We start from the raw sequence: 26,499 nt of genomic DNA, 5'->3' as shown, positions 1-26,499 counted from the left end.
CCGGTCACTGGCCGACCACGCGGCGACCGAAGCCGGCAGCGGGACGCGCGGCAGTCGCATGCGACGCCCCGGGAACGAAGCTGCCCGGCGCGGTGAAGACGGTGCGGCGGAAATTCTTCTCGAGCCGGTCGCAGATATAATCCCAAAGCTCCTCCACCTCGCGGGCGGACTTGCTCTTGGGATCGACCTCCATGACGGTGCGGCCGTCGATCATCGATGCAGCGAAATCGGTGCGGTGGTGAAGGGTCACGGGAGCGACGGTACCGTGCTGCGAGAGCGCAACCGCCGCTTCGTAGGTGATTCGCGCCTTGGGCGTGGCGGCGTTGACGACGAAGATGAGCGGCTTGCCCGCGCGTTCGCACAAGTCGACGGTGGCGCCGACGGCACGCAGATCGTGCGGCGACGGGCGGGTCGGAATGACGATGAGCTCGGCAACTTGGATCACGCTCTGGATCGCCATGGTGATGGCGGGAGGCGTATCGATCACGGCGAGCTTGAAGCCCTGGCTGCGCAGCATTTCGAGGTCGGCGGCGAGGCGCGCCACCGTGGTCTGCGCAAACGCCGGCATCTCGGCCTCGCGCTCGTTCCACCAGTCGGCGAGCGAGCCCTGGGGATCGATGTCGATCAGAACGACGGGGCCTGCCCCGGCGCGTTCCGCCTGCACGGCAAGATGGCCCGACAGGGTCGTCTTACCCGAGCCACCTTTTTGCGACGACAATGCCAGTACGCGCATGCTTTCCCCTCACCTCGCAGGTTCGTAGGCCGCCTCTTGCACCAGGCTCGGCTAAATTTCGGTTAACGCGCCAACGACTTGGCGTCACAATGCGTCTGATTCGCCGACTTGATGACGTCATCGAGCCGCCCTGTTCCCGCGTAATGCTAAGAGCGAATTAACAATCTTGGGGTAGCGACCCCGGCAGATACGACGGAGTTCAGCGATGCAGATCACGGGCCGCAAGCTTCTCGCCGCAACGGTGACGGCAGCCCTTCTTCTTGGCGCCGGCACGACCCTGGCGCTCGCCCCCGGGGGCGAGGCTTATGGCGACGGCGCGAAGACGCAGGTGAAGCAGGGCATCGATGCCTGGCAGAAGGGCGATTACGGCGGCGCCGTGCGGACCTGGCGCCCGATCGCCGACGCGGGCAATGCCGACGCGCAATTCAATCTCGGTCAGGCCTATCGCCTCGGCCGAGGCGTCCCGACCGATCTGCGCACCGCCCAAAGCTGGTTCGAGAAAGCCGCGCAACAGGGGCACGAGCAGGCGCAGGCGAATCTCGGCCTCGCCCTCTTCCAAAACGGCGAACGCGAGCGCGCGCTGCCGTGGATCCGCAAGGCGGCCGAGAGCGGTGACCCGCGCGCGCAATACGTGCTCGGCACCGCGATGTTCAACGGCGACCTGGTGCCCCAGGATTGGCCGCGCGCCTACGCCCTGATGCAGCGCGCAGCCGGCCAGGGCATGCCGAACGCCGCCACCAACCTGGAGCAGATGGACAAGATCATTCCACTGGCCCAGCGCCAGCAGGGCCTTGCCCTCGCCCGGCAGATGGAGGAGAAGAGTCCCGCCAAGCCGGCACCGGTTCCGGGATCGATCGGCAAGGCCAACCTCCCGCCCGCCAATTCGGCGATCCAGTCCACGCTCGCCGCGCCCGCCCCCGCCAATTCGGTGCCGGCGCGTGCCACTCCGGCGCCGAGCCGTGCGGCGCAGGCTGCGCCTGCGCCCCGCGCGCCGGTGCGTACGGCCGCAGCGCCGGCGGTGCGCGGCGCCGGCTGGCGGGTGCAGCTCGGCGCGTTCAGCACCTCGGCCAATGCGCAACGGCAATGGGCAGGTCTGCGCGGCAAGGTCGGTGCTTTGGCGAGCCTCCAGCCTTTCTACGTGCCCGCGGGCGCGGTGACGCGGCTTCAGGCCGGCGCGCTGCCCAGCCGCGCTGCCGCGGACAAGGTCTGTTCCGCCGCGAAAAGCGCTGGTTCCGCCTGCTTTCCGGTTGCGCCCTGACCGAGCCGCTTCGGTCCGTCCGATCCGGACCAAAGGGCCGCTATTAACCCTTTTTTCGCCGCGCCCATCTATCGTAGGAGACCGTGGGCAGCCGGGGATTACATATGGGTGCGAGAGCGCGAATCGGTCTGGACGAGAGGATGGCATCGCGCTGGCGGCGCCGGCGGATGTGCATTCTCGTGGCCGAATCGCCGTCGCCCGCAGCCCTTCGCGAAGTGAGTGCGCGAGGCGCCTTCCTCGAGACCAACGCCCGGCCGCCGCTCGGCAGCGCTGTGGAACTGCGTCATCCCGAAGCGGGGACGATCCGGGGTGTCGTTCAGGCGTTCGCCCATGACGGCGTTCGCCTGGATTTCATCTGCAGCGAGCAGTCGGTCGGTTTCGCGCTCGCCGCGATCGCAGCGGACATGAGCCGCCCGCTCTGATCCTTCCTGCTCCGTGCTGGACTTCCGCGGCGAAGCGGAAGACGGAAGGCACATGGCTGACAAACCCAATTACATCACCCCGGACGGATACCGGCGCCTGCGCGAGGAATATGAAGCGCTGTTCGGTACCGAGCGGCCGCAGCTCGTCGAGACGATCAGCTGGGCGGCCGGCAATGGCGACCGCTCCGAAAACGGCGACTACATCTACGGCCGCAAGAAGCTGCGCGAAATCGATCGTCGCATCGGCTGGCTGTCCAAGCGCATGAAGAATGCGACGGTCGTCGATCCGTCACAGCAGCCGACGCGCGACAAGGTCTTCTTCGGCGCCACGGTCATCCTGGTCGACGAGGACGACAAGCACCGCACCGTCACCCTGGTGGGCGAGGACGAGACCGATCCCTCTGCGGGCCGGATCGCCTGGACATCCCCGATCGCACGCGCGATCCGCGGCGCGGCCGTCGGCGACGTGCGCCGCGTGACCCTTCCGGCGGGAGAGCGCGAACTCGAGGTGGTGGAGATCAGATATCCGCCTCGTACGGTCGCCCAGTCCTGACCCGGACGGGAGACGGGTGATCAAGGCGGTCAGGCCTCAGCTCCCTCCGCCGTCCATGAAGCGGACGTGGTTGACCAAGGCCGCCTTCACCTCGCCGTCGGTGAGACGCATGTCGCCGTCGGTGTCGGCGTGGCGGCGGAACCAGATATTGGCTTCGTCGGCGGTGGCGAGCGTGACTCGTCGGTCCTGATCGTCGTCGTAGCGGTCGCGCACCAGCTCGCGGCCCTCGTCGGTGCAGGCCAGCCACGGATCGAGCGCGTCGCCGCCCTCGCCTTCGAAGAAACCGCAATCGTTGCCGAGCCGCTGATAGTCGCGGCCGACATAGGCGTAATCGCCGTAGGCACGGGAATAGCCGCCATAAGTGTCATAGGTCGTACAGGCGGCGGATCCGGCCGCGGCTGCCAACAGGAACATCATCGCGAAGGTGCGCATCTTCGGTCTCCGGCCTTTGCACCGGCGCGCCGAAAGCGCGCTCCGGTGCGCTGTGCTTGCCTCGTCGACGCTGAAACCGGAACGCATTTTCAGGCCTTGGCTCCGCCAAGCTTAACATGAAGCCTGCGGAAAGGTTCATCGTTTCGCTTCGTTAACCATCTTTCCCGAAGACTTCGGCGGCGATCCGCTCCACTTCGGGATCCGCCCTCGGGGCCTTCAGCGGCACCGCGGCCTCCAGCGCATCGGCGACCGCGGTCAGGGCCGCGATTCGGGCTGCCTTCTTGTTGTTGCCGTCGATCACCGTCCAGGGCGCCCAGCGCGTGTCGGTGCGCTCGAACATGTCGGCATAGGCATCGAGATACGCCTTGCGCCGGCTGCGATTGCGGAAGTCGTCCGCCGTCACCTTCCAGCGTTTCCACGGATGGTCGAGCCGCGCCTTCAGCCGCTTGTCCTGAGTCTCCTGGGTGACGTGAAAGAAGAGTTTGACGATCGCGGTGCCGCTGAAATGCTGCTGCGCTTCGAACTCGTTGATCTCATCGTAGCCGCGCCGCCATTCAGGACCGGGCGTGAGCTCCTCGACCCGCTCAACGAGCACCCGGCCATACCAGCTGCGATCGAAGATCCCGATCTCGCCCTTGCCCGGGAGCTTGTTCCAGAAGCGCCACAGGAAATGCCGAGCCTGCTCCTCCGCGCTCGGCGCGGAGATCGGCCAGACGCTGAAGGCGCGGGGATCCCAGCCGGTGGTGATCCGCTGGATCGCCCCGCCCTTGCCGGCGGCGTCCCAGCCTTCGCAGACGATCACGCTGCTCTTCTTGTAGACGATGTGGCTGACCAGAACCCGGGAGAGGCGCTCCTGCAGCACCTCCAGATCCTGGTCATAGTCCCCTTCGTATTTCGTGCCCTGCTCGAAATTCGACAGATCGATCGCCACGCAGTGATGCTCCTTTGCCTCGCCCGCGGCTTCCCCGGGGATCAGCCGAACGGCCATGGCCGCCCGGCCGTTCCTTATTCCGGAGCGACGACCTTGGTCGGATCCTTCTTGGCCGCGCCGGCCGGCTCGACGATCCGGATGTGAAGCTCGCGCAGCTGCTTGGCCGTCACTTCCGACGGGGCGCCCATCATCAGATCCTCGGCGCGCTGGTTCATCGGGAACAGCACGACCTCGCGGATATTGGGTTCGCCCGCCAGCAGCATGACGATGCGGTCGATGCCGGGTGCGGAACCGCCATGCGGCGGCGCCCCGAACTTGAACGCGTTGATCATGCCGGAGAAGTTGGTGTCGACATCTTCCCTGGAATAGCCGGCAATCTCGAACGCCTTGTACATGATGTCGGGGCGATGGTTTCGGATCGCGCCCGACGACAGTTCCACGCCGTTGCAGACGATGTCATATTGATAGGCGAGGATGTCGAGAGGATCCTTGCTCTCCAGCGCCTCGAGCTCGCCTTGGGGCATCGAGAAGGGATTGTGCGAGAAATCGACCTTCTTCGCTTCCTCGTCATATTCGAACATCGGGAAGTCGACGATCCAGCAGAATTCGAACCGGTTCTTGTCGATCAGATCGAGCAATTCGGCAGTGCGCGTACGCGCGAAGCCGGCGAGCTTTGCCGCCTGCAATTCCTTGCCGGCGGCGAAGAAGATGCCGTCGTCGGGCCCGAGGCCGAGCTCCGCGATCAGCTTGCGAGTCGCCTCCTCGCCATGATTCTTGGCGATCGGGCCGCCGAGCTCGCCGCCCTTCTGAGTGATGTAGCCGAGGCCCGCATGGCCTTCCGAGCGTGCCCACTCGTTCATCTCGTCGAAGAAGCGGCGGCTCTTGTCGGCGGTGTTGGGGGCCGGGATCGCGCGAACCACGCCGCCACCGGCAACGATGTTAGCGAACAGGCCGAAGCCCGAACCCTCGAAATGGCGGGAGACGTCGGTGATCACGATCGGGTTGCGCAGATCGGGCTTGTCGTTGCCGTATTTGAGCATCGACTCCTTGTACGGAATGCGCGGGAAGCTTCCGGCCGGAGTCACCGATCGGCCGGCCGCGAACTCTTCGAACACGCCGGCGAGCACCGGCTCGATCGCTTGGAAGACGTCTTCCTGGGTGACGTAGCTCATCTCGAAATCGAGCTGGTAGAATTCGCCCGGCGAGCGATCGGCGCGTGCATCCTCGTCGCGGAAGCAGGGCGCGATCTGGAAATAGCGGTCGAAGCCGGCGACCATGAGCAGCTGCTTGAACATCTGCGGCGCCTGCGGGAGCGCGTAGAATTTACCCGGGTGAACCCGGCTCGGGACAAGATAATCGCGAGCGCCTTCCGGGCTCGATGCGGTCAGGATCGGAGTCTGGAATTCGGTGAAGCCCTGATCGGTCATCCGCCTGCGGATCGAGCTGATCACCTGGGAGCGAAGCACGATGTTGGCGTGGATGCGCTCGCGGCGAAGATCGATGAAGCGGTAACGAAGCCGCGTGTCTTCCGGATATTCGGCCTCGCCGGCGACCGGCAGCGGCAGTTCCTCGGCGGCGGACTGGACCACGACATCATCGGCGGAGAGCTCGACCTCACCGGTGGCAAGGTTCGGGTTGGACGCCTCCGGCCCGCGCGCGACGACGATCCCGGTGATCGTCACCACCGATTCCACGCGGAGGCCGTCGAGTATCTTAAGCGGCTCGCTGTTTGCTTTGGCGACGATCTGGGTGATGCCATAATGGTCGCGAAGGTCGACGAAGAGCACGCCGCCGTGATCGCGCTTGCGATGAATCCAGCCCGAGAGCTTGACCGTCTCCCCGACGTGGGAAGCGCGAAGTTCGCCGCAAGTGTGGGTGCGATAGGCGTGCATGCTGGCCGCTTTCTTATGCGTAGACTGAGTGGTGGTTTCGGCTGCGGCGTTCGCGGCCAAGGCCGGTTTTGTCAAGCCGGAGGCGTTTGTCGTCGCCCCCGGGCAGGTCGCACGCACGCTGGCTTTGTCATCGGCAATGCTGCCCGCTATGAGGCGCGCGATGCATATTCATCCGTTGATTACCGACAGTGAGTCGCTGAAGACCCTCTGCGAACGTCTTGCCAGGTCCGATTTCGTGGCCGTGGACACAGAGTTCATGCGCGAAAACTCCTATTGGCCCGATCTCTGCCTGATCCAGATCGGCAATACCGAGGAAGCGGCGGCCGTCGATCCTAAGGCGGAAGGGCTCGATCTGACCCCGTTGCTCGATCTGATGGTCGACAATGAAGACGTGCTCAAGGTCTTCCACGCCGGCGGCCAGGACATCGAAATCGTCTACAATCTTACCGGCAAGACTCCCCACCCTCTGTTCGATACGCAGATTGCGGCGATGGCCCTCGGCCTCGGCGAACAGGTCGGCTATTCGAACCTCGTCGAAAGCCTGGTCGGCAAGACGCTCGACAAGGGTGCGCGATTCACCGACTGGGCCCGCCGGCCGCTCGACAAGCGCCAGATCGACTATGCGATCGGAGACGTCACCCATCTTGCCACCCTGTTTCCGAAGATGCTCGAGCGGCTTCGCCGCACGGGGCGCGGCGACTGGCTGGACGAGGAAATGGAGCGGCTCGCCGACCCGTCCAATTACGAGAACGAGGCCGATCTTGCCTGGAAGCGGGTGCGGATCTCGAGCCGCAAGGCCGACGTGCTCGGGCGACTGAAGGCGCTTGCCGCCTGGCGTGAGAACGAGGCCAAGTCGAAAAACCTGCCGCGCGGCCGGATTATGAAGGACGAGACGCTCGCCGACGTCGCCTCCCACCCGCCGTCGGGCCAGGAGGGCCTTGCCCGGGTGCGCGGCCTGTCTCCTGCGTGGGGCGGCAACGACATCGGCGGCCGGTTGATGGCGGCCCTCGCCGCCGCGAAACCGCTGCCGGCGGACGAGATGCCGGGACGCGAGGAGCGCGGCCCCGGCCTCGGCAAGGAAGGTGCGCTGGTGGCGGACCTGCTGAAGCTGCTGCTCAAGATCCGGGCGCGCGAGGGCAATGTCGCGGCCCGCCTGATCGCCAAGTCGGAAGAATTGGAAATGCTCGCGTCCGGCCGGCGCGACGGGCTGTCTATCCTGACCGGCTGGCGGTTCGAAGAATTCGGACGCGACGCGCTCGATCTCGTCGAGGGCCGGCTCGCTTTCGCGGTGCGCGGCGGCAAGCTGATGATGACCCGCACGGAACAGGGACAGTGACAATGCGGAAGATGGCGGCAGCGGCGATGCTGCTGATGATGGCGAACGGCTGCGCGAGCCTCTCGGCCGCTTCGGGCGAAGACGCTGCGGCGCATGGCGAGAGTGGCCGCACCTGCAAGGCCGAGGCCGCCCAGAAGCTGGTCGGCAAAGCTGCGAGCGAGTCCCTTGCGGCGGAAGCGATGCGTCTCTCCGGGGCGGGCACGCTCCGCTGGATCCCGCATGACGGCATCGTGACGATGGACTTCCGCGAAGACCGCCTGAACATCGAACTCGACCAGACCAACATGGTGACCCGCATACGCTGCGGCTGAGTCGCGGCGATTGCATCCGCCGGGCGGGTGCCTACAACCGGCGCATGGGCATCGATCGAAGAACCTTCATCGCCGCTTCCACTGCGACAGCGGTGCTGGCCCCGGCCGACGCGAGCGCGACCGCATCGTCACGCTACGGGCTGATCGGCAAGGTGACCGCGAAGCCGGGCAAGCGCGCGGAACTCGCACGGATCCTGCTCGACGGCGTCTCCGGAATGCCCGGCTGTCTCAGCTACATCGTTGCCGAAGACCCGGCCGATGCCGACACGCTGTGGATCACCGAAGCCTGGACCGACAAGGACGCGCATGCGGCGTCTTTGTCGCTGCCGTCCGTGCGGGCGGCGATCGGCAAGGGTCGGCCGCTGATCGCGAGCATGGCCGGTATCGCGGAAACGATCCCGATCGGAGGTCACGGACTCTAGAAGCCGCCGGCGTGCGGGCTGCTCAGAAGGTGGTCACCTCGGTCTTGCTGCCGAGCGCGGCACCGAGACGTCGGAAGCGGCGGTCGACGGTCTCGCCGTAGAGCGCTTCCTCGCCGCGCGGCAGGCAGAGGCGCAGGATGCCCTTGCCGCAGCTGAGTTTGCTGCGGGCGAGGCTCGCTGCGAGACCGCCGCTGAGGCGCTGGCCGAGCCGCATCGCCAGCCCCCACAAGGCCGCGCGGCCAAGATCGGCTTCGCTGCACAAGGCTGCGACCTTCTTGTCCGGCAGGCTGCGGCCGCCGCCGAAATTCGCCCAGAGCGCCTGCGCGATCATCACGCGCCCCGGCGCGTCGACGCCGACCCAATTGCCGTGCAGCGCCATTTCGAGGCCCCGTTCGGCGCGGAAGTCCGGATGGGCCTGCCAGGCGACGTCGGCGAGCAGACAGGCGGCCAGGCGCAGCCGGGCGTGATCGGGCGCATCATCGAAGATCGGCGCGATCCAGGCATCGAGCAGATCGCCATGCTCGCCGAAGCGGCTGAGCCCCCGTCCCGCTTCGCGCGCGGCTTCGAGCAGAGGATCGAGCAGGCGCTCTTCGTCGGAGAGCCGGTGGTAGAGCAGACCCTCGCGAATGCCGAAGCTCGACACGATCAGCTCGCTCGGCTGCAATTCGTCGGCAACGGCGGAGAGAACCAGCTTGGCCGCGGGCAGGGTCGGGATTCGCGAGGCGGTCAGCGTCGGGATCGACTTGGGGTCGGCCTTGTCGAGCAGCCGGATCATCTTGCGGAGCTCTTCAGGCCGCGACGGCGGCATCGGATATTGGTGGGTGATCGGCAACGGATAGCCGGTGGCGATCAGATCGAGCCTGGCCAGCGCGCGCCACGAGCCGCCGACCATGTAGAAGGGGCGCCCCCTGCCGCGTGCGCCCAATCCGGTGTCGGCAAGCGCCTTGCGCAGGGTTGCGGCGACGCGGACTTCGGCCTTCTTGTCCGGCTCGCCGATCCGGAGCACGCCCAGCGGCAGCGAGATGCTGCGGCCGACCTTGCCGCGGCCGACCTCGGCAAGCTCGAGGCTGCCGCCGCCGAGATCGCCGATCATCCCTTCCGCCGCCGGAATGCCGGAGAGCACCCCCTCCGCAGCGAGAACGCCCTCCATCTCGCCGCTGATCACTTCGGGCTCGAAGCCGAGGTCGCGGATCCTATCGAGAAACGCCTCGCCATTGCCAGCATCGCGCGCAGCGGCGGTGGCGACCACCCAGGTTCGCCGCACCCGCATCTGCTCGATCAGCAGCTTGAAGCGCCGCATGGCGGCCAGCGCACGCTCCTGCGCATCCTCGGCGAGACGGCCGGTCTCCGCGAGGCTCGCGCCGAGCCCGGCGAGCACCTTTTCGTTGAAGATGACGTTGGGCGTTCGCGGTGCGCCCGCATAGACGACGAGGCGCACCGAATTTGATCCGATGTCGATGATCGCGATCGGCTCGCGTTGTGGCACTGGCGTGGTGATCCTTATTGACCGCGGTGGATGCGCAGCTTCGGCACAGCACCACTCCGCAACGCGGCGCCGCGCCCGGAGAGAGACGGGTTGGTCATGAAATAACGGTGCAGGTTGAACGGCGGCTCGGCGCCGGGATGAAGGCGCTCGTAGGTGCCGTCCGGATTGAGCCGCCAGCTCTGCTCGTTGTCGATGAGATTGGCGACCATCACCTGATCGAGCACCTGCGCGTGCACGGTCGGGTTCTCGATCCGGAGCATATATTCGACGCGGCGATCGAAGTTGCGCGGCATCCAGTCTGCCGAGCTGATGTAGACCAGCGCCTTGCGATTGGGCAGGTCGTCGCCGTTGCCGAAACACCAGATCCGGCTGTGCTCGAGAAAGCGGCCGATGATCGACTTCACCCGAATGTGGTCGGAGAGCCCGGGCACGCCCGGCCGCAGGCAGCAGATGCCGCGCACGATCAACTCCACGGCGACGCCCGCCTGGCTGGCCGCATAGAGGCTGTCGATGATCGCCGGATCGACGAGCGAGTTCATCTTGGCCCAGATCATCCCCGGACGCCCCGCGCGGACATTGGCGATCTCGGCCTCGATCAGCCGGGTCAGCTCGTCGCGCAGACCGTGCGGCGACATGGTGATGAGTTCCTGGCCCTGCGGCTCGACATAGCCGGTGATGTAGTTGAACAACTGGCCGACATCGCGGCCCGCACGCGGATCGGCGGTGAAGAAGCTCAGATCGGTATACACGCGCGCCGTCACCGGATGGTAGTTGCCGGTGCCGAAATGGCAGTAGGTCCGGTATCCCTTCTCCTCGCGGCGGACGACCATCGACACCTTGGCGTGGGTCTTCCAGTCGATGAAACCGTACACGACCTGGACACCCGCGCGCTCCAGCGCGGTTGCCCAGAGCAGATTCTGCTCCTCGTCGAAGCGGGCCTTGAGCTCGACGACCGCGGTTACCGACTTGCCCGCCTCGGCGGCGTCGATCAGCGCGCGGATCACGGCCGACTGCTTGCCGGCGCGGTAGAGCGTCTGCTTGATCGCGACGACGTCCGGATCCGCCGCCGCCTGCTTCAGGAATTCGACCACCGCCTCGAACGTTTCATAGGGGTGATGGACGACGATGTCCTTGGCGCGGATGGCTGCGAAGCAATCGCCGCCATGTTCCCGGATCCGCTCCGGAAAGCGCGGGTCGAAGGGCGGGAATTTGAGATCCGGCCGATCCTCGTCGACGAGCGCCTGGACGTCGGCGATGCCGAGGAAGCCGCTGGACGAGGTGACGAGCGCATATTTCGCGTCCAGCCCCTCGCTGACCAGCGTCTTGAGATTGTCCGGCATGTCCGCCTCGAAGGCGAGGCGGATGACGCGCCCGCGCCGGCGCCGCTTGATTGCGCTCCGGAAATAGCGGACGAGATCCTCGGCTTCCTCCTCGACCTCGATGTCGCTGTCGCGGATGATCCGGAAGGCGCCGCCGCCGAGCAGTTCGTAGCCAGGGAAGATCGTGCCGATATGGCGCCGGATCAACGTCTCGACCGAGACGTAATGCCCGGCCTTGCCAGGCAGCCGAAGGAAACGCGGCAGCGTCGACGGCACCATCAGCAGCTCGCGGATCGGTTCACCGTCGGAGAGGCGTTTCAGATCGAAGATCAGCGAGAAGCCGGCATTGGGAATGAAAGGAAAGGGATGGGCGGGGTCGATCGCCTGGGGCGTGAGGATGGGAAAGATCTGCTCCCGGAAGTGACGATCGATCCAGGCCCCCTCCTCCTCGGGAATGTCCTCGCCGCCAAGCACGTGAATGCCGGTCTTGGCGAGCTCGTCGCGCAGATCGTGCCACACACGCTGCTGGGCACGGGTGAGACGATCGGCATGGGCCGCGATCGCGATCAGCTGCTGCGACGGAGTCATGCCGTCCGCCGACGCCTCTTCGACGCCCAGGATCTGCTGGCCCTTGAGGCCGGCAACCCGGACCATGAAGAACTCGTCGAGATTGTTGCCCGAAATCGACAGGAAGCGGACCCGCTCCAGCAGCGGATGCGCGGGATTGCTGGCTTCGTCGAGCACCCGCCGATTGAACGCGAGCCAGCTCAGCTCTCGATTGAAATAGGGCTGCTCGGGCCCGAGCGGCAGCTCGTCAAGTTCGACCGACTCGGCAGAGGAGAGAGGGCCGTCGATCATGCCGCCTTCGCCCGCCGGATCAGACCGGCTTCGCCAAGGGCACGCTTCGCGGTCGGCACCGTCATCCGGCCGCCGCGGGAGAGAAGGGCACGATCGAGGGCATCCACGACCTGCTGAACGGCGACATAGGACCTTTCGATCCTCGGTACGATGAACTCGGCGACGTCGGGCGGCACCGCGATGCCGCGGTCGCCGAGCAGTTTGACGATCAGATCGGCGATCAGGCCATCGTCGGGCGCCGCAATCTCGATCTGCGGGGTCGCCGCAAGGCGGGAGCGCAGATCGGGGAGCGCGACGCTCCAGGCGGGCGGCGGGGCGTCGGCGACGATGAGCAGCGGTCGGCGCGTCTCCTGCGCATGATTCCAGGCGTGAAAGATCGCTTCCTCCTCGTGCCGCTCGGCATTGTCGAACAGCCGGCCGCCCGTCTTGCGCACGAAGATGCGGCCGATCAGACTCCGCCCCGATTTGCGCGGACCGGTCAACAGGGTGGCCATGACCGGCCACAGCGTCCAGCGCTTCAGATGATCGAAGGCAGGCCGGTTGGCATCAGACAGGAGAAAATCCTCGTCGCGATCCGCCACCGGCCAATCGAGCGGAAGCGCGATCTGGCCAGCCGCCGGAGCCACGTCACTCGCCCCCGCCGCGACTGATGCGCAGGCTCGATCCCGAGCCTGAGACGCGCCAGCCCTGCGCCTCCAGCGCCCGCTGGAAAGCGGCCGAGTCGCCCATATAGGTCACCCGCATCACCGACGTTCCGCCCAGCGCCAGACTGGTGGTCAGCGCCGAAGTGACGCCGCCGATCCGGCTCACCGACAGCTCGGCACGATTGACCGCCGCGGCATTGGGCGTGTCGACCTGCAGGCTGAAGCTGGTGGCGACCGCAGTCGGGGTCGTCGGCGTGTCAGTCGGCGGCGGCAGCGACGGCTGTGTGGTCGCGACCGGCGCTTCCGGCTCGAACTCCTCGATCGGCGGCGGCTCCGGCACCACCAGCGAAGGATCGGGGGCAAGCTGCCCGCCCGCGAGCGCCTGGCTGTAGATCTGATCCAGCCGGCGGACGCCCTCGTCGAACAGGCGCGCGATCGACGCGCCGTTTTCCGCCTTGAGCTGCACACGTCCCAGGATCCGATTGTCGGGCCCCGCGCGGGCCACGAACATCGCCGTCGCCGGTCCTCCCGGATAGAGGCGGTGCAGATGGACTTCCGGGACGATCACGTCGGCCGCGCCATATTGATCGAGCAGCATCCGCCACCAGCCGCGCCCTGGCCGGCGGGTCTGCGAGACGTTGAGCAGCAGCGGATCGATCCCGGAGCCGGTGGGGCGCACATAGTCGACCGGGCTGTTGACGGTGCGAAAGCGAGCCCAGGCCTTCTGCCATTCGGTGCGCGATTCGAAGCTCTGGAAGGAGGACCCGGTCAGCATCACCGGGATCACCAGCATCGGCGCCGAGCGCTGCACCGGACCGCTGACCCCAAGCAACTGGCCGGTTCGGGCGCGGTCGAACAGCACGCCCAAGGTCGCGATGTAGCGCTTCGGGCCGATCTGCTCGTTTTCGACGACGATGCCCGAGACCATTCCGTTCAGGGTCGAATCGGGCAGATTGGGCGCTTCGGAAATCGGCCTACCGTTGGTCTTCGCCCAGAGCGCTCGCCACGCCTTGGCCTGCGCCTCCCGCCATCCCTCCTGCCGCGCCTTTTCCGCGGTGGGGCCGGCGACGTCGACCTCGACACCGGTCACTTCGAACGTGGAGGCGCTGTCGATCGGCGGCACGCCGCGGTCGGCGCCTTCGAGTTGGGCGTAAACGGCACCGCCGGCGAGGAGAGTCGCGACGAGACCAAGGATCAGGGGCAGACGGGGAAGACGCTTCACGCCCGCCTTTTGGCCGCTCGGGCGGCGAAATCCAAGGGGGATGTGGCCGAGGTCGCCGGTTTCGACCAACCGCCTCCCCTTCCCCTTCCCTCGATCAAAGTCTAAGCGGCGCCCATGAGCGAGGGTGAAAGCTATACATACGCCAAGGCTGGCGTTTCGATCGCGGCGGGCAACGCTTTGGTGAAGGCGATCGCGCCGCTGGCGAAAAGCACGGCGCGACCGGGCGCCGATGCCTCGCTTGGCGGCTTCGGGGGCTTCTTCGATCTGAAGGCGGCAGGCTATCGCGATCCCTTGCTGGTCGCGGCCAATGACGGCGTCGGCACCAAGCTGAAGCTTGCCATCGATTTCACCAGGCACGACGGCGTCGGCATCGATCTGGTGGCGATGTGCGTCAACGATCTCATCGTACAGGGCGCCGAGCCGCTGTTCTTCCTCGATTATTTCGCGACCGGGAAGCTCGAGAGCGGCGTTGCCGAGCAGGTCGTCGCCTCGATCGCCGACGGATGCCGTCAGGCCGGCTGCGCGCTGATCGGCGGCGAGACCGCGGAAATGCCCGGCATGTATGCCGCCGGCGACTACGATCTCGCCGGATTCTGCGTCGGCGCCGTCGAACGCGACGAGGCGCTGACCGGCCATGCTGTGCAGGACGGCGACGTCATCCTCGGCCTCGCCTCGTCCGGCGTGCATTCCAACGGCTTCTCGCTGGTGCGCCGGCTCGCCACGGACAAGGGCTGGAAGCTCGATCGCCCCGCTTTGTTCGATCAGGACGTGCTGCTGGTCGAGGCGCTGCTCGCACCGACCCGGATCTACGTCAAATCTCTGCTGCCGCTGGTCCGCGGCGGACGAATCGCGGCGATGGCCCACATCACCGGTGGCGGCCTGCTGGAGAACATCCCGCGCGTCCTGCCTGACGATCTCCACGCCTTCGTCGATGCCGATGCCTGGCCGCAGCCCCGACTGATGGCCTTCCTCCAGGCACAGGGCAATATCGAGCCTGAGGAGATGGCGCGCACCTTCAATTGCGGAATCGGCATGGCGGTCATTGTCCGTGCGGAGGAAGCGGCGGCGGTGAGCGAGGCGTTGGAAGCGGCCGGCGAAACCGTGCTCCGCATCGGCCGGATCGCTACCGGTCCCAAGGGCTGCACGGTACGCGGCTCCGGCGGAACGTGGTCGGCCCGGGGGGACTGGACCGCGACCCACAATGGCTGAGCCGGACGGGCCGGCGCAGGCGGGTCGAGTCAGGGTCGGGGTGCTGCTGTCGGGCCGCGGCACCAACATGGCTGCGCTTTCCGAATATCGGCGGCGGCAGGAGCGATCCTACGATCTCGTGCTCGCCGCCTCGAACGTTCCGGAGGCGCGAGGGCTCGTCGTCGCACGGACGCTCGGGATCAAGACCTGGGCGAAGAGCCACAAGGGGATCGCGCGCGAGGAGTTCGACGCGCTGCTCGATGCCGAACTCCGCAAGCATGGGGTCGAGCTGATCGCGCTTGCCGGCTACATGCGCCTGCTCTCGCCCGGCTTCATCCGCAGCTGGCAGGGCCGGATCGTCAACATCCATCCCTCGCTCCTGCCGCTCTACAAGGGGCTCGACACCCACGCCCGCGCGCTCGCCGCCGGAGATCAGTGGGCGGGTTGCTCCGTCCACATCGTCACGGAGGCGCTCGACGACGGTCCCGTGCTCGCCCAGGCCAAGGTGAAGATCCGGGAGCGTGACACCGCCGAGACCTTGGCGGCGCGGGTGCTGGAGGAGGAGCACAAGCTCTACCCCCAGGCGCTCGATGCTTTTGCCGCCCGCTTCCGGGACGGACTGGCGCCGGAGGCCGACCTCGCTTAAGCGTCGAAGCGCTGGACGGGGGAACAGTGATCGTGACAGGCGTAGCCGGGTGAGCGGCCATCTCATTCACATCGGCTATGCCAAGGCAGGCTCGCACTTCGTGCGCCACTGGTTCCGGGCGCATCCTCAGCTCGATTTCATGCACAGCGGCATCGCGGGCTTTCGCAACGTGTTCGACCTCGCGCGGCGGAGTGTCGAGCCCAGCCGCGATGTCAGATGGCGAGTCACCAGCGCCGAGGAACTCGCCTCCCCGCGGCCCAACCTGCGCGAGATCGTGTTCGATCGCGACTGGGGCGGACCGATACCGGAGGCGCAGGCCAGGGCCCGAGACATCCTGGCCGAACTTTTCCCGGGCGCGACCATATTGCTCCTCACCCGCGGCTTTCGCACTTTGCTGCTGTCGGGCTACTCGGAATATGTCCGGGAAGGCGGCGATCGCGACTTTTTGGACATGCTCGCGCGCGGGAACGGCTCGGGAGATCAGCGGGGCGAGCATGCCTGGAATTACGATTATCTGATCGGTCTCTATCGCGCGGCGTTCGGCGAACGGGTGATCGTTCTTCCCTACGAACTGCTAAGTGCCGATTCTTCCGCATTTCTGCGCGTGCTGGAAGCGCGCCTCGGCGTCGACAGGTTCGAGCTCCCGACCGAGCGGCTCTATCCGTCGCTCTCGCCGGTCGAACTGTGCTGGTACCCTCGGATCACCCGCGTCGTGCGCCGTCTCCCCCTTCGCGGGCGCGTTCGCGACGCGCTGTACCGGCGCTATGTGCGGGGCGTGACCAGAAATGCCTGGGCGCGCCCGATCGGCGTGCTGCAACGGCTTTTCCCGCGCACGCCGGTCACCGACTCTCTCATTTCAGATGCCAATGTCGAGTTCTTCCGCGGCCGCGCCGACAGCCTCAGGCACGATCCCGTCTATGCGCCCTACGCCCAGGAATATCTGTTCTGATGCGGGCCGGTCCAGTCCATGGCGAGCCCCGTCACCTGATCCACATCGGTTTCGCCAAGGCCGGATCGACCTTTCTCCAGCGCTGGTTCGCCGCTCACCCGCAGATCGGGTATGTAGAGGGTGGGATCGCGGGCTATCGCGACCTTTACGACGTCGCCAGGCAGAGCGCGGAGCCCGTTGCCGGGATCCGGTGGCGGGTCTCGAGTGCGGAGGGGCTGGCGACCCCACACCCGTTCGTGGGTCTTCGCGACATCGACTATCGGCGGATGCATGGCCTGCAGCTGCCAGAGGCGCAGGCCGAGGTCTGTCGCACGCTCGCGGCCCTCTTCCCCGATGCCTCCGTGCTAATGATCACCCGCGGATTTCGCTCGATGATGCTGTCGAGCTATTCGCAATATGTCAGGACCGGCGGCGCGGACGAATTCTTCGCCCTGCGCGAAGGCTTCGGGTCGGAAGGCCATCCGAGCGCCCATGCCTGGGATTATAGCGGTCTCATTCGCCTCTACCGGGCTGCCTTCGGCGACCGCCTGATTATTCTTCCCTACGAGCTGCTCCGCGATGATGCGGGGGCGTTCGTCGAACTGCTGGAGGCGAAGCTTGGCCTCGATCCCTGCCCACCTTCGGTGGAGCGGGTGAATGAAGGCCTCTCCGGCATCGAGATCCGCTGGTATCCGCGCCTGTCGCGGCTTCTGCGCCGATTGCCCATCGGGCGGCCGTTGCGAGACCGCATGTTCATCCAATATTCGCGGGCGGCGACCGCCAACCGGCTCCGCCCCCTGATCCGGCTGCTGCAGTGGATCCGTCCGGCGGAGCCGGTCACGGGTGCGCTGGTCAGCGACGATGTGCTCGAGCGCTTTCGCCCCAAAGCGGAGGCGCTGCGGGGCGATCCGCTCTACGCGCCCTACAAGGACGAGTATCTGCTCTGATCCAAGGAAAAGGCCGGCCCGGTTCAGAACCGGACCGGCCTTGTCAGAAGCGCACCAACTGGTGCGCCGACGCCGCGGCGTCTCAGCCGACGATTTCCTCGGGCTTGAAGAAGAAGTCGATCTCGATCTTCGCATTCTCCAGGCTGTCCGAGCCATGGACCGAATTGGCTTCGATCGATTCGGCGAATTCCTTGCGGATCGTGCCGGCGTCGGCATTGGCCGGGTTGGTCGCCCCCATCACTTCACGGTTGCGAAGGACGGCATTCTCGCCTTCCAGCACCTGAACGACGACCGGGCCCGACGTCATGAAGGTGACGAGGTCGTTGAAGAACGGACGCTCCCGGTGAACGCCGTAGAAGCCTTCGGCCTGCTCGCGAGACATCTGGATCCGCTTGGACGCGACGACGCGCAGGCCGGCTTCCTCGAGCTTGGCGGTGACGGCGCCGGTAAGATTGCGACGGGTCGCGTCGGGTTTGATGATCGAGAAAGTGCGTTCGGTCGCCATGCCGTGAAGCTCCATGATTGGGGTGAAGAATTGGCCGGCGCTTTAGAGGGAGAATGGCGCCGGGGAAAGAGGGGGCCTCCGGAAGGATATCTCACCGCGGGCCTACGTACTTATGCTGCAGTGCAACAAACGCACTCGCAGGCTAAATCGTTGCATTTGCGCAAGGACGCGACCCGCGCCACATGCGCCGCGATTTCCAATTCAATCAGGTGCTTGTCATGCTTAGTCTCGTCGTTCTTGCCTATCGTGCCGTCTCCGGTCGCCTGCAGCTCGACAGCGCCGGCGCGCCCACTCTCTAACGGCTCGACGGCTCGGCGCATCCTGCGCTTCAGGCCTGCGCCGCCACCTCGTAGAGGAGGTCGACATAGGCCATGGTCTGCTCGGTGATGCCGGCGATCTTCGGGTTTGCGCTTTCGATCACGAAATATTCGTCCGGTGCGTGCGCGCCGGCGCCGCTGCCGAGGCCGAATTGTCCCGCCGGCAGGCGCAGCGGATCGCCGGTGAACACCACGCCGGGCCATGAACCGGCATTTCGGACATTGAGCGCCCAGGTCACGCCCGCACGGGTGAGCACTGTCTGCTGCGCCTTGATCAGAGCGGAATCCTCCGGTGTCTGATTCGGCCCGTACCCGCCGGTGACGTTGATCTCGATGTCCGGAAAGCCGTGCTTTTCGAGATGTCTCTTGAGCTTGGCGACGCTGTCGTCCCTGGTCATGTCGGGTACCAGGCGCATCTCCACCTTGGCGACGGCGCGGTGCGGCAGGACCGTCTTGCCGCCCGGCCCGGTATAGCCGGCGACGAGACCCTGGATGTTGATCGTCGGCTGCTCGGCGAGCCGGACGAGCGACTGCTCCCAGCTCTCGTCTTCGATCCAGCGTTGAACGCCGAGGCTCTTCTTGGCATCGGCTTCGCTGCTCTTGCGCGCCGCCTCGGCGATCAGCGCCTTCTGCCGGGCGGTGAGCGGCTGCACGCGATCGAAGAAGCCCTCCACCGCGGGGGTATGCCCATCCGGCTTGATCAAGGTGTTCAGCGCCTGAACGAGGCGCCAGGCCGGGCTGTCGACCCTGGCGAACTGGCTCGAGTGGATGTCCTGCGCCGGCCCCCTACCCCACCGCGCGCTGCTCGACACGATCTCCATCTCCACGGCGCCCTTGGCGCCCAGGCTGATCGTCGCATTGCCGTTCGGCGCCTGGCCGGCGGTCGGAATGATCACGCCGACGCACTTCTTCATCGTCGCGGTGACTTCCGGGTCCTTGATGGCGTTGAGGAAATTGGGCGACGCGATCTCCTCCTCGCCCTCGGCGATCAGGGCCAGGTTGACCGGGAGTTTGCGCCCTGATGCCTTGAAGGCGTGGAGAGCGGCGAGGAAGGCGCCTTCCGGCCCCTTCTGATTGACGGCGCCGCGTCCCATGATCACCTTCCCGACGCCGGGCCGATCGACGATCCGCGCCTCCAGCGGCGGCACCGACCACTCGGCCGGATCGAACTGCTTCACGTCGTACATGAAGTAGATGCCCATCCATTTGGGCGCGCCGACGTCCAGGGTGGCGAATACCGCCGGAACACCGCCGGTCGGCACAGTCCGGACTTTCTGGAAGCCGGCCTCGCGCGCAAGCGTCGACATGTAGGCGACGCCTTCCTCGACCTTGTACTTTTCGGCTGCGATGGTCGGATTGCGGATCCAGTCCTGAATGCGCGCGATCGCGGCCTCGCGCCCCTGTTCGGCGGCACGGCGAAGCGCCGCCATGTCGCCGGAACGCGCGGCCAGGGCCAGCCCGGGCGCGAGCGCCGCCGTCCCGACCGCAGCCGCCTGCAAGAGGGTACGCCGGCTCGTCCGAATGTCGTTCTGGTCCATCGAGTCCCCGCCTCTTCTTGTTTGTCGACAAGAGACGGCAGACCCTCGGCGAGGTCAAGGCACGACAATGGCGGCAAAGCGGAACGGGACGGCGCACCGCCCCGGCCTCTCAGCCTCCCGATGCCGCGGAGCGCTCCTCGGCCGTCGCGTAGCGGTTCACCAAAGCGGCGTCGCGGGAATAGGGATCGGCGCGGAACTGCACGCCGTCGGCCACGGCCTCGGCCGTCAAATAGGTGATGTACACGGGAACCGGTCGATCGAGTTCGACATCCTCTTCGACGTTCGGATCCTTGCCGGTCGGCATCGCGCCGAACAGCCAATCGGCGAGGCGCCTGGCATCCTCGACCCGGACGCAGCCGTTGCTGAGCCAGCGATCCTGTTTGCCGAACAGAGACTTGTCGTTGGTATCGTGAAGATAGATGCCGAAATCGTTGGGCAGCATGAACTTAATCGCGCCCATCGAATTTCCGCGCCCGGGCAACTGACGAATGCGCAACTCGGTCTTGCGGTCGGCAACCGCCTGCCAGTCGACGCTCGCCGGATCGACAGGAGTGGCATCGTCGGTCCAATCGGACAGGATCTCGTATCGCTCGGCCTTGATGTGGCCGAGCCCCTCGCTGAGCACCTTGGGCGCAACCAGGGTTTGCGCCAGATCGGCCGGGACGTTCCAATAGGGATTGACGCTGGCGTAGCGGATCTGCGCGGCCATCATCGGCGTGGCGGAAGCCGCCTTACCGACGATCACCTTCATGCTGTCGCGTACGTCGCCGCCTTCGACCATGAACAATCGCGCAGCACCGACGTCGACGATGACGTAGCGCCCCTGCTCGTCGGTGCCGGGAAGGCTGCGCGCGCGATCGAGGTTCAGCATCAGCACGCGCTCGTAGTAGGCCGCCCCCCGGTTGAGGGACGCGATCGTCCCCTCCCCGGCGATGCCGTCCGCCTTGATCGCGTGCACCTGCTGATAACGTTTTACCGCTCGAGCAAGCGCATCGTCATAGGCACTGCCCGCGGCGACGCCGAGCCGCTCGCGCAGCAGCGCCACCCGCTCGCCCTTGGCGCCCGGCTTCAGCACCGGACCGGCGGGGATCTGGATCTGGGGGAGGCTGCCCCAGCTCGCCCGGTAGCGGACCAGGCCGCGGCGCAGCTGCGTGTAGACCGGGTTTGCGGGCAGGAAGAGGTCGGACGCGGACCCCGCCTCGGCCTCGAGCCCGATCTCCTTCAGCAGGCCCTCCCGCTTGTGAACCGCGGGTGCGATCTCCGAATCGACGAAGATCATGTCGACACCCTGCTGGACGCTGGGCGGTATTTCGACCGGTTCGATGGGGCGGCTGTCGCGGCCGATCGGTGCCGGTGCGGCGATTGCGGACGCACTCACCGTCAGCAAGGCGAGAAGAACAGGCAGGCGCTTACGATTCATCCGGGCTCCATAAGCGCGCGTAGCTGAATCCACCCCGAACCAAATCACCAGATTCCTCCTTGCCCGACCGACAGGCCTTGAGAACGCATGAACGGAGCTGCCGATGCGAGCACCACGCGCAATGATTGTGCGATGCGGGCGCCCGTCCTACGCTCCGATGGTTACCGAGGGGGATGCGAGATGAAGACGCCGATCGCCGCTGCTGCACTGGCATTCGCGCTGCTGTGCGGCGCCTCACCCGCCCTCGCGACCACCAAATGGCCGAACGGCGCCAAGGCAGCAGTGGTGCTTACCTATGACGATGCGCTCACCTCGCAGCTGGATCATGCGGTACCGTTGCTGAATCAGGCCGGGTTCAAGGGCACCTTCTTTCTGTCCAGCGTCAAGCAGCCGGATCTGCCGCGCTGGCGGGCCGCGGCGGCGGAAGGCCATGAACTCGGCAACCACACGATCTTCCACCCCTGCTCCGCCGCAAGCTTCCCCGCCGACCCGCGCTACACATCGGAAGCCTACACGACAGCGAGCATGCTGAAGGAGATCGAGCAGCAGAACGTCCTCCTCACCGCGATCGACGGCAAGCCGCGCCACGGCATGGCGACACCCTGCGGGCAGAGCGTCGCCGGCGGGATCGATTATCTCGAGGCGCTGCGCAAGGCGGATCTCGTCACCTATGTTCGAGGCGTCGACGTCACGCCCGACGATCTCCGCGCCGACGCGTCGAAGCTCGACTTGATGCACGTGCCGGCGCGCGGCTTTCCGGAAAGCGCCACCGGACGCGACCTGATCGCCTTCGCCGAGCAGGGCCGCGACGGCGGCGGCCTTGCCGTGTTCCTGTTTCACGGAGTCGCCGGCGACTATCTCCAGGTGTCCGGCGACGCGCACCGCGCTCTGGTCGAATGGCTCGCCGCGCATCGGAAGGAGGTGTGGGTGACGACGCTTCAGCAGGCGCTCGACTGGGCCAAGGCGCACCCCTGAACCCCTCGATAGCCGGCGATAATCATAGCAGGTTGCAACTTTTCGGCGTGTTCGGCGCTAATTCCGCCGAACATCATCAGCAAGGAGCAGCTTCATGAAGAAGCTCGTCATCGCCGCAGCAATGCTTGCCGGCTTCACCACATCGATGTCGGCGCCGGCCGAGGCTCAGAGCCGCCGCGACGTCCGGGAAGCGCGAGAGCATGCTCGCGAGGAACGGCGGGAAGCGCGCCAGGCGCAGCGGAATTATCGCCAAACCCGCCGCGACTGGCGCCAGTACCGCAATTACGATTACAACCGTTACGAACCCGGCAGCCGCAATTATTATGCCGATCGATACTATCGCGACGGCAGCGCTTATCGCGAGCGGCGGCTCGGCCGCAACGACCGGGTCTACCGCGGTTCGAACGGGCGCTATTACTGCCGCCGCCCCGACGGCACCACCGGGCTGATTATCGGCGGCGCGGCGGGCGCGTTGCTCGGCAATGCGCTGGACAACGGCCGTTCGAGCCTGCTCGGCACCCTGATCGGTGGCGGCGCCGGCGCCCTGCTCGGCCGTGAAGTCGAGCGCGGCAGCGTTCGCTGCCGCTGATCATCCGTCAGGCACAATCGAGAGGGGCGACGCGCCGAAGGTGCGCCGTCCCTTTCCTTGCTTATTGCTCGCGCGGCATCCGGTGCATCGCGCAGAGCTTGTTGCCGTCGGGATCGCGCAAATAGGCGAGGTAGAGGCTGCCGAACGGGCCCTCGCGAGCACCTGGCGGAGCTTCGCAACTGGTGCCGCCATGGGCGAGGCCGGCGGCATGCCAAGCATCGACCATCTCCGGGCTCGACGCTGCAAAGCCGATCGTTCCACCATTGGCATGGCACGCCGGTTCACCATCGATCGGCTTGCTGACGGCGAACGCCCCCGTCCTGCTGCGCCAGAAGACCCGTCCCCGATCGTCGACGAAGCCCGGCGGCACACCCAGCGTGCCGAGCAGCGCGTCGTAGAAATGCTTTGCAGCGTCAACGTCGTTGGTACCGACCATCAGGTGGCTGAACATGGACTCTCCTTCTATACGCAGCGCCTCGAAGCCTGGCTTGCCCGAGGCTGCCGTGATTGTCGATCGAACCGGAAGCGCGTGTCAGTAGGTGGGCGCGATCCGCATCTGAGGTAGAGGACGCGGTGCGTCGGCGGTGAGGTCCGGGCCACGCGCCTTCCAATTCTCGCCTTGCTCAACCAGATTTTCGAACAATTGCTCGGAAGCGATGCGCCGCTCGCGCGTGCGGAACTTGTAGGAGGGCGGCTCTCCCGATCCGGATCGGGGCAAGCTATAGGCCGCCCGATAGGCTGCGATGGTGGGCCCACCGGCGTCGCTCTCCGCAATCTGGATCGTGTAGCGCTGCAGCGCGGAGGCGAGGTTTCGCCAGCGTATCCAATAGTGATTGTCGAAGCTGAAATCGTAGAGCAACTCGCCGGCCCGGCTGCCCTTCGCGGAGATGCGGGTCAACACCTCCTGGGGCATGGCGAGGTTCATCCCGCCTTCGCTGCGATCGAGCGCGATGTGGACGATCCGGTCGCGCTGACCCGGCGCGCGCGACTGCAGCAGATCGCGCCAATTCTGCATCGTCGCGATGATTGCGAACAGAAAGCGGGAGATTTCGCCCGCCGCCAGCGTGCGGGCGATCGGGCGGTAGGTGCGCTGCCAGCCCTGGTTGTTCTCCGTAGGGAGAAACACGGCATCCTCGATCGCCTTTCTTTCCGACGCGGCACCCACCCCGGCGGTGGTCCGGTCACCCTCGGGATAAACCAGATTGATCGCGAAGGTCGGCCACAGCGGCAAGGGCGCGTCGAAGAGGTGGAGAGGAAAGTTGCTGGTGATGCCCCCGTCCGAAAACCAGCAGACCCGCATCGCCGTGATCCGTGTCACCGGGGCATCGCCGCTGGTCGTCAGCCGATCGGTGCTCGCGAGCAACGTCTTTTCCGCGTCTGCGCTCCCCGCGGCTTGCTGTACCGGACGCGACCGGTCCCGCGCGGCGACTTCGTGGAGCGGCACGGCGCTGAGCAGCAGAGGGAAACTGAGGCTCATCCGCATCGCAACGAGCACCGGCATGTCGGCGCCCGTCGGCAGACGATGATAGTCGATCCCGTCCACCCGATCCGGCGGCCCTGCACGCTCGACCATCCACGCGACCAGCTCGGACGGGAACAGACGATCGAACTGGTCACGCCGAAACCAGAATCCACCGGTCTCGAACGGAAGCGTTCGCGGCTCGTGGTGGGATATGCCGGTGGTGATCATCTGCAACGTGATCGCTCGCGCGGTGACGGGCTCGTCAGGATAGCGATCGGCGTTCCAGAGGTCGCCGAAGGTAAGCGGCTCGGCCATCGGCTTGCCGGATAGCTGCTGCAGCACCTGGTGGAGCCATTGAGTGAGAGCCGGCGACGATCGCGGACGTCCAAGACCCGAGCACAGACCGAGCAGGTTGCGCCGGGCGACCCGGGCGAGCCGCAGCAAAGCGAATATGGCGCCGCCGAGATAGGCGCAGAGCAAGGCCGGCACCATTGCGCCGAGAAGTCCCTCCCTGCCCCCGATGCCATAGCCTGCCGCGAGGAACAGGCCGAGCAGACCCAGGGTCTCGGCGGGAGCGGTGGCGAAGACCGCACACAGGACGGCGAGGGACTTCCGCGCGGCGCCCGACGGTCCGGCAACGACGACGAGGGCTCGATACGCGCTCCGCAAGCCCGCAGCCGGCTGGAACAGCGAGGCGATGAACCCTTCCGTAGCAAGGGTCGACGCCACCTGCCCGAGTCCTTCGAACCCGGCCTGTTCAGGCTCGCCGGAAAGGCTTGCGCCGGTGACCTTCTTGCGATCCCCGACTCCGGCAGCGGCCGTCGCTGCGGCGGCGATCGCGCCGGCCGACGTGCCGCCGATATTCTTGAAACGGAAGTCGCGGCTGAGCGCAAGCACGGCATTGGGGTAGACGATCCCGCTGGTGATGCCGCCCTTCATCACCAGGTCGCAATAGCGGGTCGGCCCCTGTGCGCGCATTGCGGTGCTCCCTTCAGTCGCGCGCGGTTCGCGTCAGCAAGGCGGCCAGATCGTTCTTCCAGAAGGTGGCCCAGGTGTGGGTACCGTGGCCGCGTGTCTCGCTGCTTTCCTCGATCATGCGGAAGCGGGCATCCTTCATCCGCGCCACCGCCCGCTGCGGAAAGTCGAAGTTGCGCGGGTTGATGAAATCGTCGGCCGAGTTGATCCACATCGTCGGCGCGGTGATCGCCTCCAGCCTCGGCCAGGGATCGTAATTGCGCGAGGAATCGACCTGGTAGATGAGGTCGTTGGCATCGAGGTTCGCCATCGACGTCTCGATCCGGCCGCGTGCATAATCGGCAGCCGCATCGCGGGTCGGGTAGCTCTTCTGGAGCTGGAGCGGGGCAGTGCCGGCGACGAAAAGCAGCGTTGCGGCGGTGCGCAGACCCTGCGCCGGCTGGGCCGTATAGTCCCCACCCGCCCAGGCCGGATCGGCCTTGATGCCGTCGATCAGCAGCTGCCGCCACATCCGGTTGAGACCGGCGATCTGCACGGGTTCGCACGCGAGCGGCATCAACGCGCGGCTGAACTCCGGGTGGGTCTCGCCCCAGACGAAAGCGTGCATGCAGCCCATCGACGTGCCCATGATCAGGCGCATGCGCTTGATGCCGAGATGATCGCGCAGCAGGCGGTGCTGTGCGTCGACCATGTCGTCATAATCATATTTCGGGAAGCGCACGCGCAGACCATCGGAGGGCTTTGACGATTTGCCGTGCCCGATATTGTCGGGCAGGATGATCCAATAGCGGGTGATGTCGAGCACTTGGCCCGGCCCGTAGAGCTGCTCGGCGAACTGCGGTGAAAGGAATTGCTTGCCGGTGCCGCCGGTGCCGTGCAGCACCATGACGGCGTTGTCGATGTCACCCGCCGCGTTGCGATGCGGCGTACCAAGGGTGGTGTAGTGAATGCGCAACGACGGCAGCGTCTCGCCGGAGCGGAAGCGGAAATTGCGGAGGACATAATCCCCTTCCTGCGTCGGCCAGCTTCTTTCGGGCGGCGCTGGCGAGGTCGCACCGGCGATCGGCGGAACCTGCGGCGTGGAGGGCGGTGACGCCGCGGCCTGAGCCGAGAGCGAGACGAGCAAAGCGGCGAGCGACAGCATTGCGGCAGGCTGCACCGAAGCGCAGCCCGCGCCAAGGGGCTTTCGA

General features: G+C 66.4%; 26 protein-coding genes. 12 read left to right on the top strand and 14 right to left on the bottom strand.

All coding sequences use genetic code 11. The features are described from left to right. Window positions 1-4: 4 nt before the first annotated feature. The gene (locus tag ETR14_RS23910) at window positions 5-733 is read right to left on the bottom strand and encodes a ParA family protein (RefSeq protein WP_129389966.1); all 729 of its coding nucleotides are present in this window, start codon (window positions 731-733) and stop codon (window positions 5-7) included. A 205-nt stretch (window positions 734-938) separates the two neighbouring features. Here ETR14_RS23910 and ETR14_RS23905 point away from each other — a divergent pair, with 205 nt between their 5' ends. From ETR14_RS23905 to greB, 3 genes are all read left to right on the top strand, one after another. Then, a complete protein-coding gene (locus ETR14_RS23905; RefSeq protein WP_129389963.1) occupies window positions 939-1,991 on the top strand; it encodes an SPOR domain-containing protein in 1,053 nt (350 codons plus the stop codon). Window positions 1,992-2,158: 167 nt separating this feature from the next. Then, window positions 2,159-2,413, top strand: coding sequence for a hypothetical protein (locus ETR14_RS23900; RefSeq protein ID WP_243455664.1), 255 nt, complete (start codon window positions 2,159-2,161; stop codon window positions 2,411-2,413). 52 nt (window positions 2,414-2,465) lie between these two features. Continuing rightward, a complete protein-coding gene (greB, locus tag ETR14_RS23895; protein ID WP_129389958.1) occupies window positions 2,466-2,966 on the top strand; it encodes a transcription elongation factor GreB in 501 nt (166 codons plus the stop codon). A gap of 36 nt (window positions 2,967-3,002) precedes the next feature. Here the strand turns inward: greB and ETR14_RS23890 are convergent, their stop codons facing one another. The 3 genes from ETR14_RS23890 to aspS form a co-directional block, all read right to left on the bottom strand. After that, window positions 3,003-3,398, bottom strand: a complete 396-nt coding sequence (locus ETR14_RS23890; RefSeq protein ID WP_129389955.1) for a hypothetical protein — start codon at window positions 3,396-3,398, stop codon at window positions 3,003-3,005. Between the two features lie 151 nt (window positions 3,399-3,549). Further along, a complete protein-coding gene (locus ETR14_RS23885; RefSeq protein WP_129389953.1) occupies window positions 3,550-4,329 on the bottom strand; it encodes a polyphosphate kinase 2 family protein in 780 nt (259 codons plus the stop codon). Window positions 4,330-4,403: 74 nt separating this feature from the next. After that, the gene (gene aspS, locus ETR14_RS23880) at window positions 4,404-6,221 is read right to left on the bottom strand and encodes an aspartate--tRNA ligase (RefSeq protein ID WP_129389950.1); all 1,818 of its coding nucleotides are present in this window, start codon (window positions 6,219-6,221) and stop codon (window positions 4,404-4,406) included. A gap of 160 nt (window positions 6,222-6,381) precedes the next feature. Between aspS and rnd the strand changes: the two genes are divergently transcribed. Genes rnd through ETR14_RS23865 form a run of 3 tightly spaced genes read left to right on the top strand, consistent with a single transcriptional unit; the run spans window position 6,382 to window position 8,290 of the window. Then, window positions 6,382-7,557 carry a ribonuclease D gene (gene rnd / locus ETR14_RS23875; protein WP_129392330.1) on the top strand — a complete coding sequence of 392 codons (1,176 nt, stop codon included), beginning with the start codon at window positions 6,382-6,384 and terminating at the stop codon, window positions 7,555-7,557. A 2-nt stretch (window positions 7,558-7,559) separates the two neighbouring features. Next, window positions 7,560-7,868, top strand: a complete 309-nt coding sequence (locus tag ETR14_RS23870; protein WP_129389947.1) for an I78 family peptidase inhibitor — start codon at window positions 7,560-7,562, stop codon at window positions 7,866-7,868. 44 nt (window positions 7,869-7,912) lie between these two features. After that, window positions 7,913-8,290 carry a putative quinol monooxygenase gene (locus ETR14_RS23865; protein WP_129389944.1) on the top strand — a complete coding sequence of 126 codons (378 nt, stop codon included), beginning with the start codon at window positions 7,913-7,915 and terminating at the stop codon, window positions 8,288-8,290. A 22-nt stretch (window positions 8,291-8,312) separates the two neighbouring features. Here the strand turns inward: ETR14_RS23865 and ETR14_RS23860 are convergent, their stop codons facing one another. Genes ETR14_RS23860 through ETR14_RS23845 form a run of 4 tightly spaced genes read right to left on the bottom strand, consistent with a single transcriptional unit; the run spans window position 8,313 to window position 13,819 of the window. After that, window positions 8,313-9,776 (bottom strand): Ppx/GppA family phosphatase, encoded by a 1,464-nt coding sequence (locus tag ETR14_RS23860; protein WP_243455663.1) that lies wholly within the window; start codon window positions 9,774-9,776, stop codon window positions 8,313-8,315. A gap of 14 nt (window positions 9,777-9,790) precedes the next feature. After that, a complete protein-coding gene (locus ETR14_RS23855; RefSeq protein WP_129389941.1) occupies window positions 9,791-11,953 on the bottom strand; it encodes an RNA degradosome polyphosphate kinase in 2,163 nt (720 codons plus the stop codon). Next, window positions 11,950-12,579, bottom strand: coding sequence for a DnaA ATPase domain-containing protein (locus ETR14_RS23850; RefSeq protein ID WP_243455662.1), 630 nt, complete (start codon window positions 12,577-12,579; stop codon window positions 11,950-11,952). The genes ETR14_RS23855 and ETR14_RS23850 overlap by 4 nt, the downstream gene beginning before the upstream one ends. Before the next feature lies 1 nt (window position 12,580). Continuing rightward, window positions 12,581-13,819, bottom strand: coding sequence for a heavy-metal-associated domain-containing protein (locus ETR14_RS23845; RefSeq protein ID WP_243455661.1), 1,239 nt, complete (start codon window positions 13,817-13,819; stop codon window positions 12,581-12,583). Between the two features lie 114 nt (window positions 13,820-13,933). Between ETR14_RS23845 and purM the strand changes: the two genes are divergently transcribed. Genes purM through ETR14_RS23825 form a run of 4 tightly spaced genes read left to right on the top strand, consistent with a single transcriptional unit; the run spans window position 13,934 to window position 17,528 of the window. After that, complete coding sequence (purM, locus tag ETR14_RS23840) at window positions 13,934-15,028, top strand: phosphoribosylformylglycinamidine cyclo-ligase (protein ID WP_129389938.1); 1,095 nt, start codon at window positions 13,934-13,936, stop codon at window positions 15,026-15,028. Further along, complete coding sequence (gene purN, locus ETR14_RS23835; RefSeq protein ID WP_129389935.1) at window positions 15,021-15,653, top strand: phosphoribosylglycinamide formyltransferase; 633 nt, start codon at window positions 15,021-15,023, stop codon at window positions 15,651-15,653. Before purM ends, purN begins: the two co-directional genes overlap by 8 nt. A 49-nt stretch (window positions 15,654-15,702) precedes the next feature. Then, on the top strand, window positions 15,703-16,602 hold the full coding sequence (locus ETR14_RS23830) for a hypothetical protein (RefSeq protein WP_129389932.1): 900 nt from the start codon (window positions 15,703-15,705) through the stop codon (window positions 16,600-16,602). Next, complete coding sequence (locus tag ETR14_RS23825) at window positions 16,602-17,528, top strand: hypothetical protein (protein ID WP_129389929.1); 927 nt, start codon at window positions 16,602-16,604, stop codon at window positions 17,526-17,528. The genes ETR14_RS23830 and ETR14_RS23825 overlap by 1 nt, the downstream gene beginning before the upstream one ends. Window positions 17,529-17,610: 82 nt before the next feature. On the opposite strand, the gene ndk is transcribed toward ETR14_RS23825, so the two are convergent. The 3 genes from ndk to ETR14_RS23810 form a co-directional block, all read right to left on the bottom strand. After that, entirely contained in the window at window positions 17,611-18,033 is a 423-nt protein-coding gene (gene ndk, locus ETR14_RS23820) for a nucleoside-diphosphate kinase (RefSeq protein ID WP_129389926.1), read from the bottom strand. Between the two features lie 328 nt (window positions 18,034-18,361). Next, window positions 18,362-19,888 carry a M20/M25/M40 family metallo-hydrolase gene (locus tag ETR14_RS23815; protein WP_129389923.1) on the bottom strand — a complete coding sequence of 509 codons (1,527 nt, stop codon included), beginning with the start codon at window positions 19,886-19,888 and terminating at the stop codon, window positions 18,362-18,364. Window positions 19,889-19,997: 109 nt separating this feature from the next. Next, window positions 19,998-21,308 carry a L,D-transpeptidase family protein gene (locus tag ETR14_RS23810; protein ID WP_129389920.1) on the bottom strand — a complete coding sequence of 437 codons (1,311 nt, stop codon included), beginning with the start codon at window positions 21,306-21,308 and terminating at the stop codon, window positions 19,998-20,000. 180 nt (window positions 21,309-21,488) lie between these two features. On the opposite strand from ETR14_RS23810, the gene ETR14_RS23805 reads away from it, so the two are divergent. Next, a complete protein-coding gene (locus ETR14_RS23805) occupies window positions 21,489-22,283 on the top strand; it encodes a polysaccharide deacetylase family protein (RefSeq protein ID WP_129389917.1) in 795 nt (264 codons plus the stop codon). Between the two features lie 94 nt (window positions 22,284-22,377). Then, a complete protein-coding gene (locus tag ETR14_RS23800) occupies window positions 22,378-22,872 on the top strand; it encodes a glycine zipper 2TM domain-containing protein (RefSeq protein ID WP_129389914.1) in 495 nt (164 codons plus the stop codon). Between the two features lie 61 nt (window positions 22,873-22,933). On the opposite strand, the gene ETR14_RS23795 is transcribed toward ETR14_RS23800, so the two are convergent. From ETR14_RS23795 to ETR14_RS23785, 3 genes are all read right to left on the bottom strand, one after another. Beyond that, complete coding sequence (locus ETR14_RS23795; protein WP_129389912.1) at window positions 22,934-23,323, bottom strand: VOC family protein; 390 nt, start codon at window positions 23,321-23,323, stop codon at window positions 22,934-22,936. Window positions 23,324-23,404: 81 nt separating this feature from the next. Further along, on the bottom strand, window positions 23,405-25,312 hold the full coding sequence (locus ETR14_RS23790; protein WP_129389909.1) for a patatin-like phospholipase family protein: 1,908 nt from the start codon (window positions 25,310-25,312) through the stop codon (window positions 23,405-23,407). 13 nt (window positions 25,313-25,325) lie between these two features. After that, window positions 25,326-26,453 (bottom strand): alpha/beta fold hydrolase, encoded by a 1,128-nt coding sequence (locus ETR14_RS23785; protein ID WP_129389906.1) that lies wholly within the window; start codon window positions 26,451-26,453, stop codon window positions 25,326-25,328. Window positions 26,454-26,499: the final 46 nt, after the last annotated feature.

This window comes from Sphingosinicella sp. BN140058 (assembly GCF_004135585.1).
Taxonomy (GTDB): domain Bacteria; phylum Pseudomonadota; class Alphaproteobacteria; order Sphingomonadales; family Sphingomonadaceae; genus Allosphingosinicella.
Note: the sequence above shows the minus strand (reverse complement) of the source record. Positions and strands in the feature narration are given on the sequence as shown.

Coding starts and splice junctions, on each gene's coding strand:
- ETR14_RS23905 (WP_129389963.1), top strand. CDS start 939: ATGCAGATCACGGGCCGCAAGCTTCTCGCCGCAACGGTGACGGCAGCC.
- ETR14_RS23800 (WP_129389914.1), top strand. CDS start 22,378: ATGAAGAAGCTCGTCATCGCCGCAGCAATGCTTGCCGGCTTCACCACA.
- ETR14_RS23810 (WP_129389920.1), bottom strand. CDS start 21,308: ATGAATCGTAAGCGCCTGCCTGTTCTTCTCGCCTTGCTGACGGTGAGT.
- rnd (WP_129392330.1), top strand. CDS start 6,382: ATGCATATTCATCCGTTGATTACCGACAGTGAGTCGCTGAAGACCCTC.
- ETR14_RS23825 (WP_129389929.1), top strand. CDS start 16,602: ATGCGGGCCGGTCCAGTCCATGGCGAGCCCCGTCACCTGATCCACATC.
- ETR14_RS23790 (WP_129389909.1), bottom strand. CDS start 25,312: ATGCGCGCACAGGGGCCGACCCGCTATTGCGACCTGGTGATGAAGGGC.
- purN (WP_129389935.1), top strand. CDS start 15,021: ATGGCTGAGCCGGACGGGCCGGCGCAGGCGGGTCGAGTCAGGGTCGGG.
- ETR14_RS23870 (WP_129389947.1), top strand. CDS start 7,560: ATGCGGAAGATGGCGGCAGCGGCGATGCTGCTGATGATGGCGAACGGC.
- ETR14_RS23785 (WP_129389906.1), bottom strand. CDS start 26,453: ATGCTGTCGCTCGCCGCTTTGCTCGTCTCGCTCTCGGCTCAGGCCGCG.
- greB (WP_129389958.1), top strand. CDS start 2,466: ATGGCTGACAAACCCAATTACATCACCCCGGACGGATACCGGCGCCTG.
- ETR14_RS23865 (WP_129389944.1), top strand. CDS start 7,913: ATGGGCATCGATCGAAGAACCTTCATCGCCGCTTCCACTGCGACAGCG.
- ETR14_RS23910 (WP_129389966.1), bottom strand. CDS start 733: ATGCGCGTACTGGCATTGTCGTCGCAAAAAGGTGGCTCGGGTAAGACG.
- purM (WP_129389938.1), top strand. CDS start 13,934: ATGAGCGAGGGTGAAAGCTATACATACGCCAAGGCTGGCGTTTCGATC.
- ETR14_RS23900 (WP_243455664.1), top strand. CDS start 2,159: ATGTGCATTCTCGTGGCCGAATCGCCGTCGCCCGCAGCCCTTCGCGAA.
- ndk (WP_129389926.1), bottom strand. CDS start 18,033: ATGGCGACCGAACGCACTTTCTCGATCATCAAACCCGACGCGACCCGT.
- ETR14_RS23805 (WP_129389917.1), top strand. CDS start 21,489: ATGAAGACGCCGATCGCCGCTGCTGCACTGGCATTCGCGCTGCTGTGC.
- ETR14_RS23815 (WP_129389923.1), bottom strand. CDS start 19,888: ATGGACCAGAACGACATTCGGACGAGCCGGCGTACCCTCTTGCAGGCG.
- aspS (WP_129389950.1), bottom strand. CDS start 6,221: ATGCACGCCTATCGCACCCACACTTGCGGCGAACTTCGCGCTTCCCAC.
- ETR14_RS23890 (WP_129389955.1), bottom strand. CDS start 3,398: ATGCGCACCTTCGCGATGATGTTCCTGTTGGCAGCCGCGGCCGGATCC.
- ETR14_RS23855 (WP_129389941.1), bottom strand. CDS start 11,953: ATGATCGACGGCCCTCTCTCCTCTGCCGAGTCGGTCGAACTTGACGAG.
- ETR14_RS23795 (WP_129389912.1), bottom strand. CDS start 23,323: ATGTTCAGCCACCTGATGGTCGGTACCAACGACGTTGACGCTGCAAAG.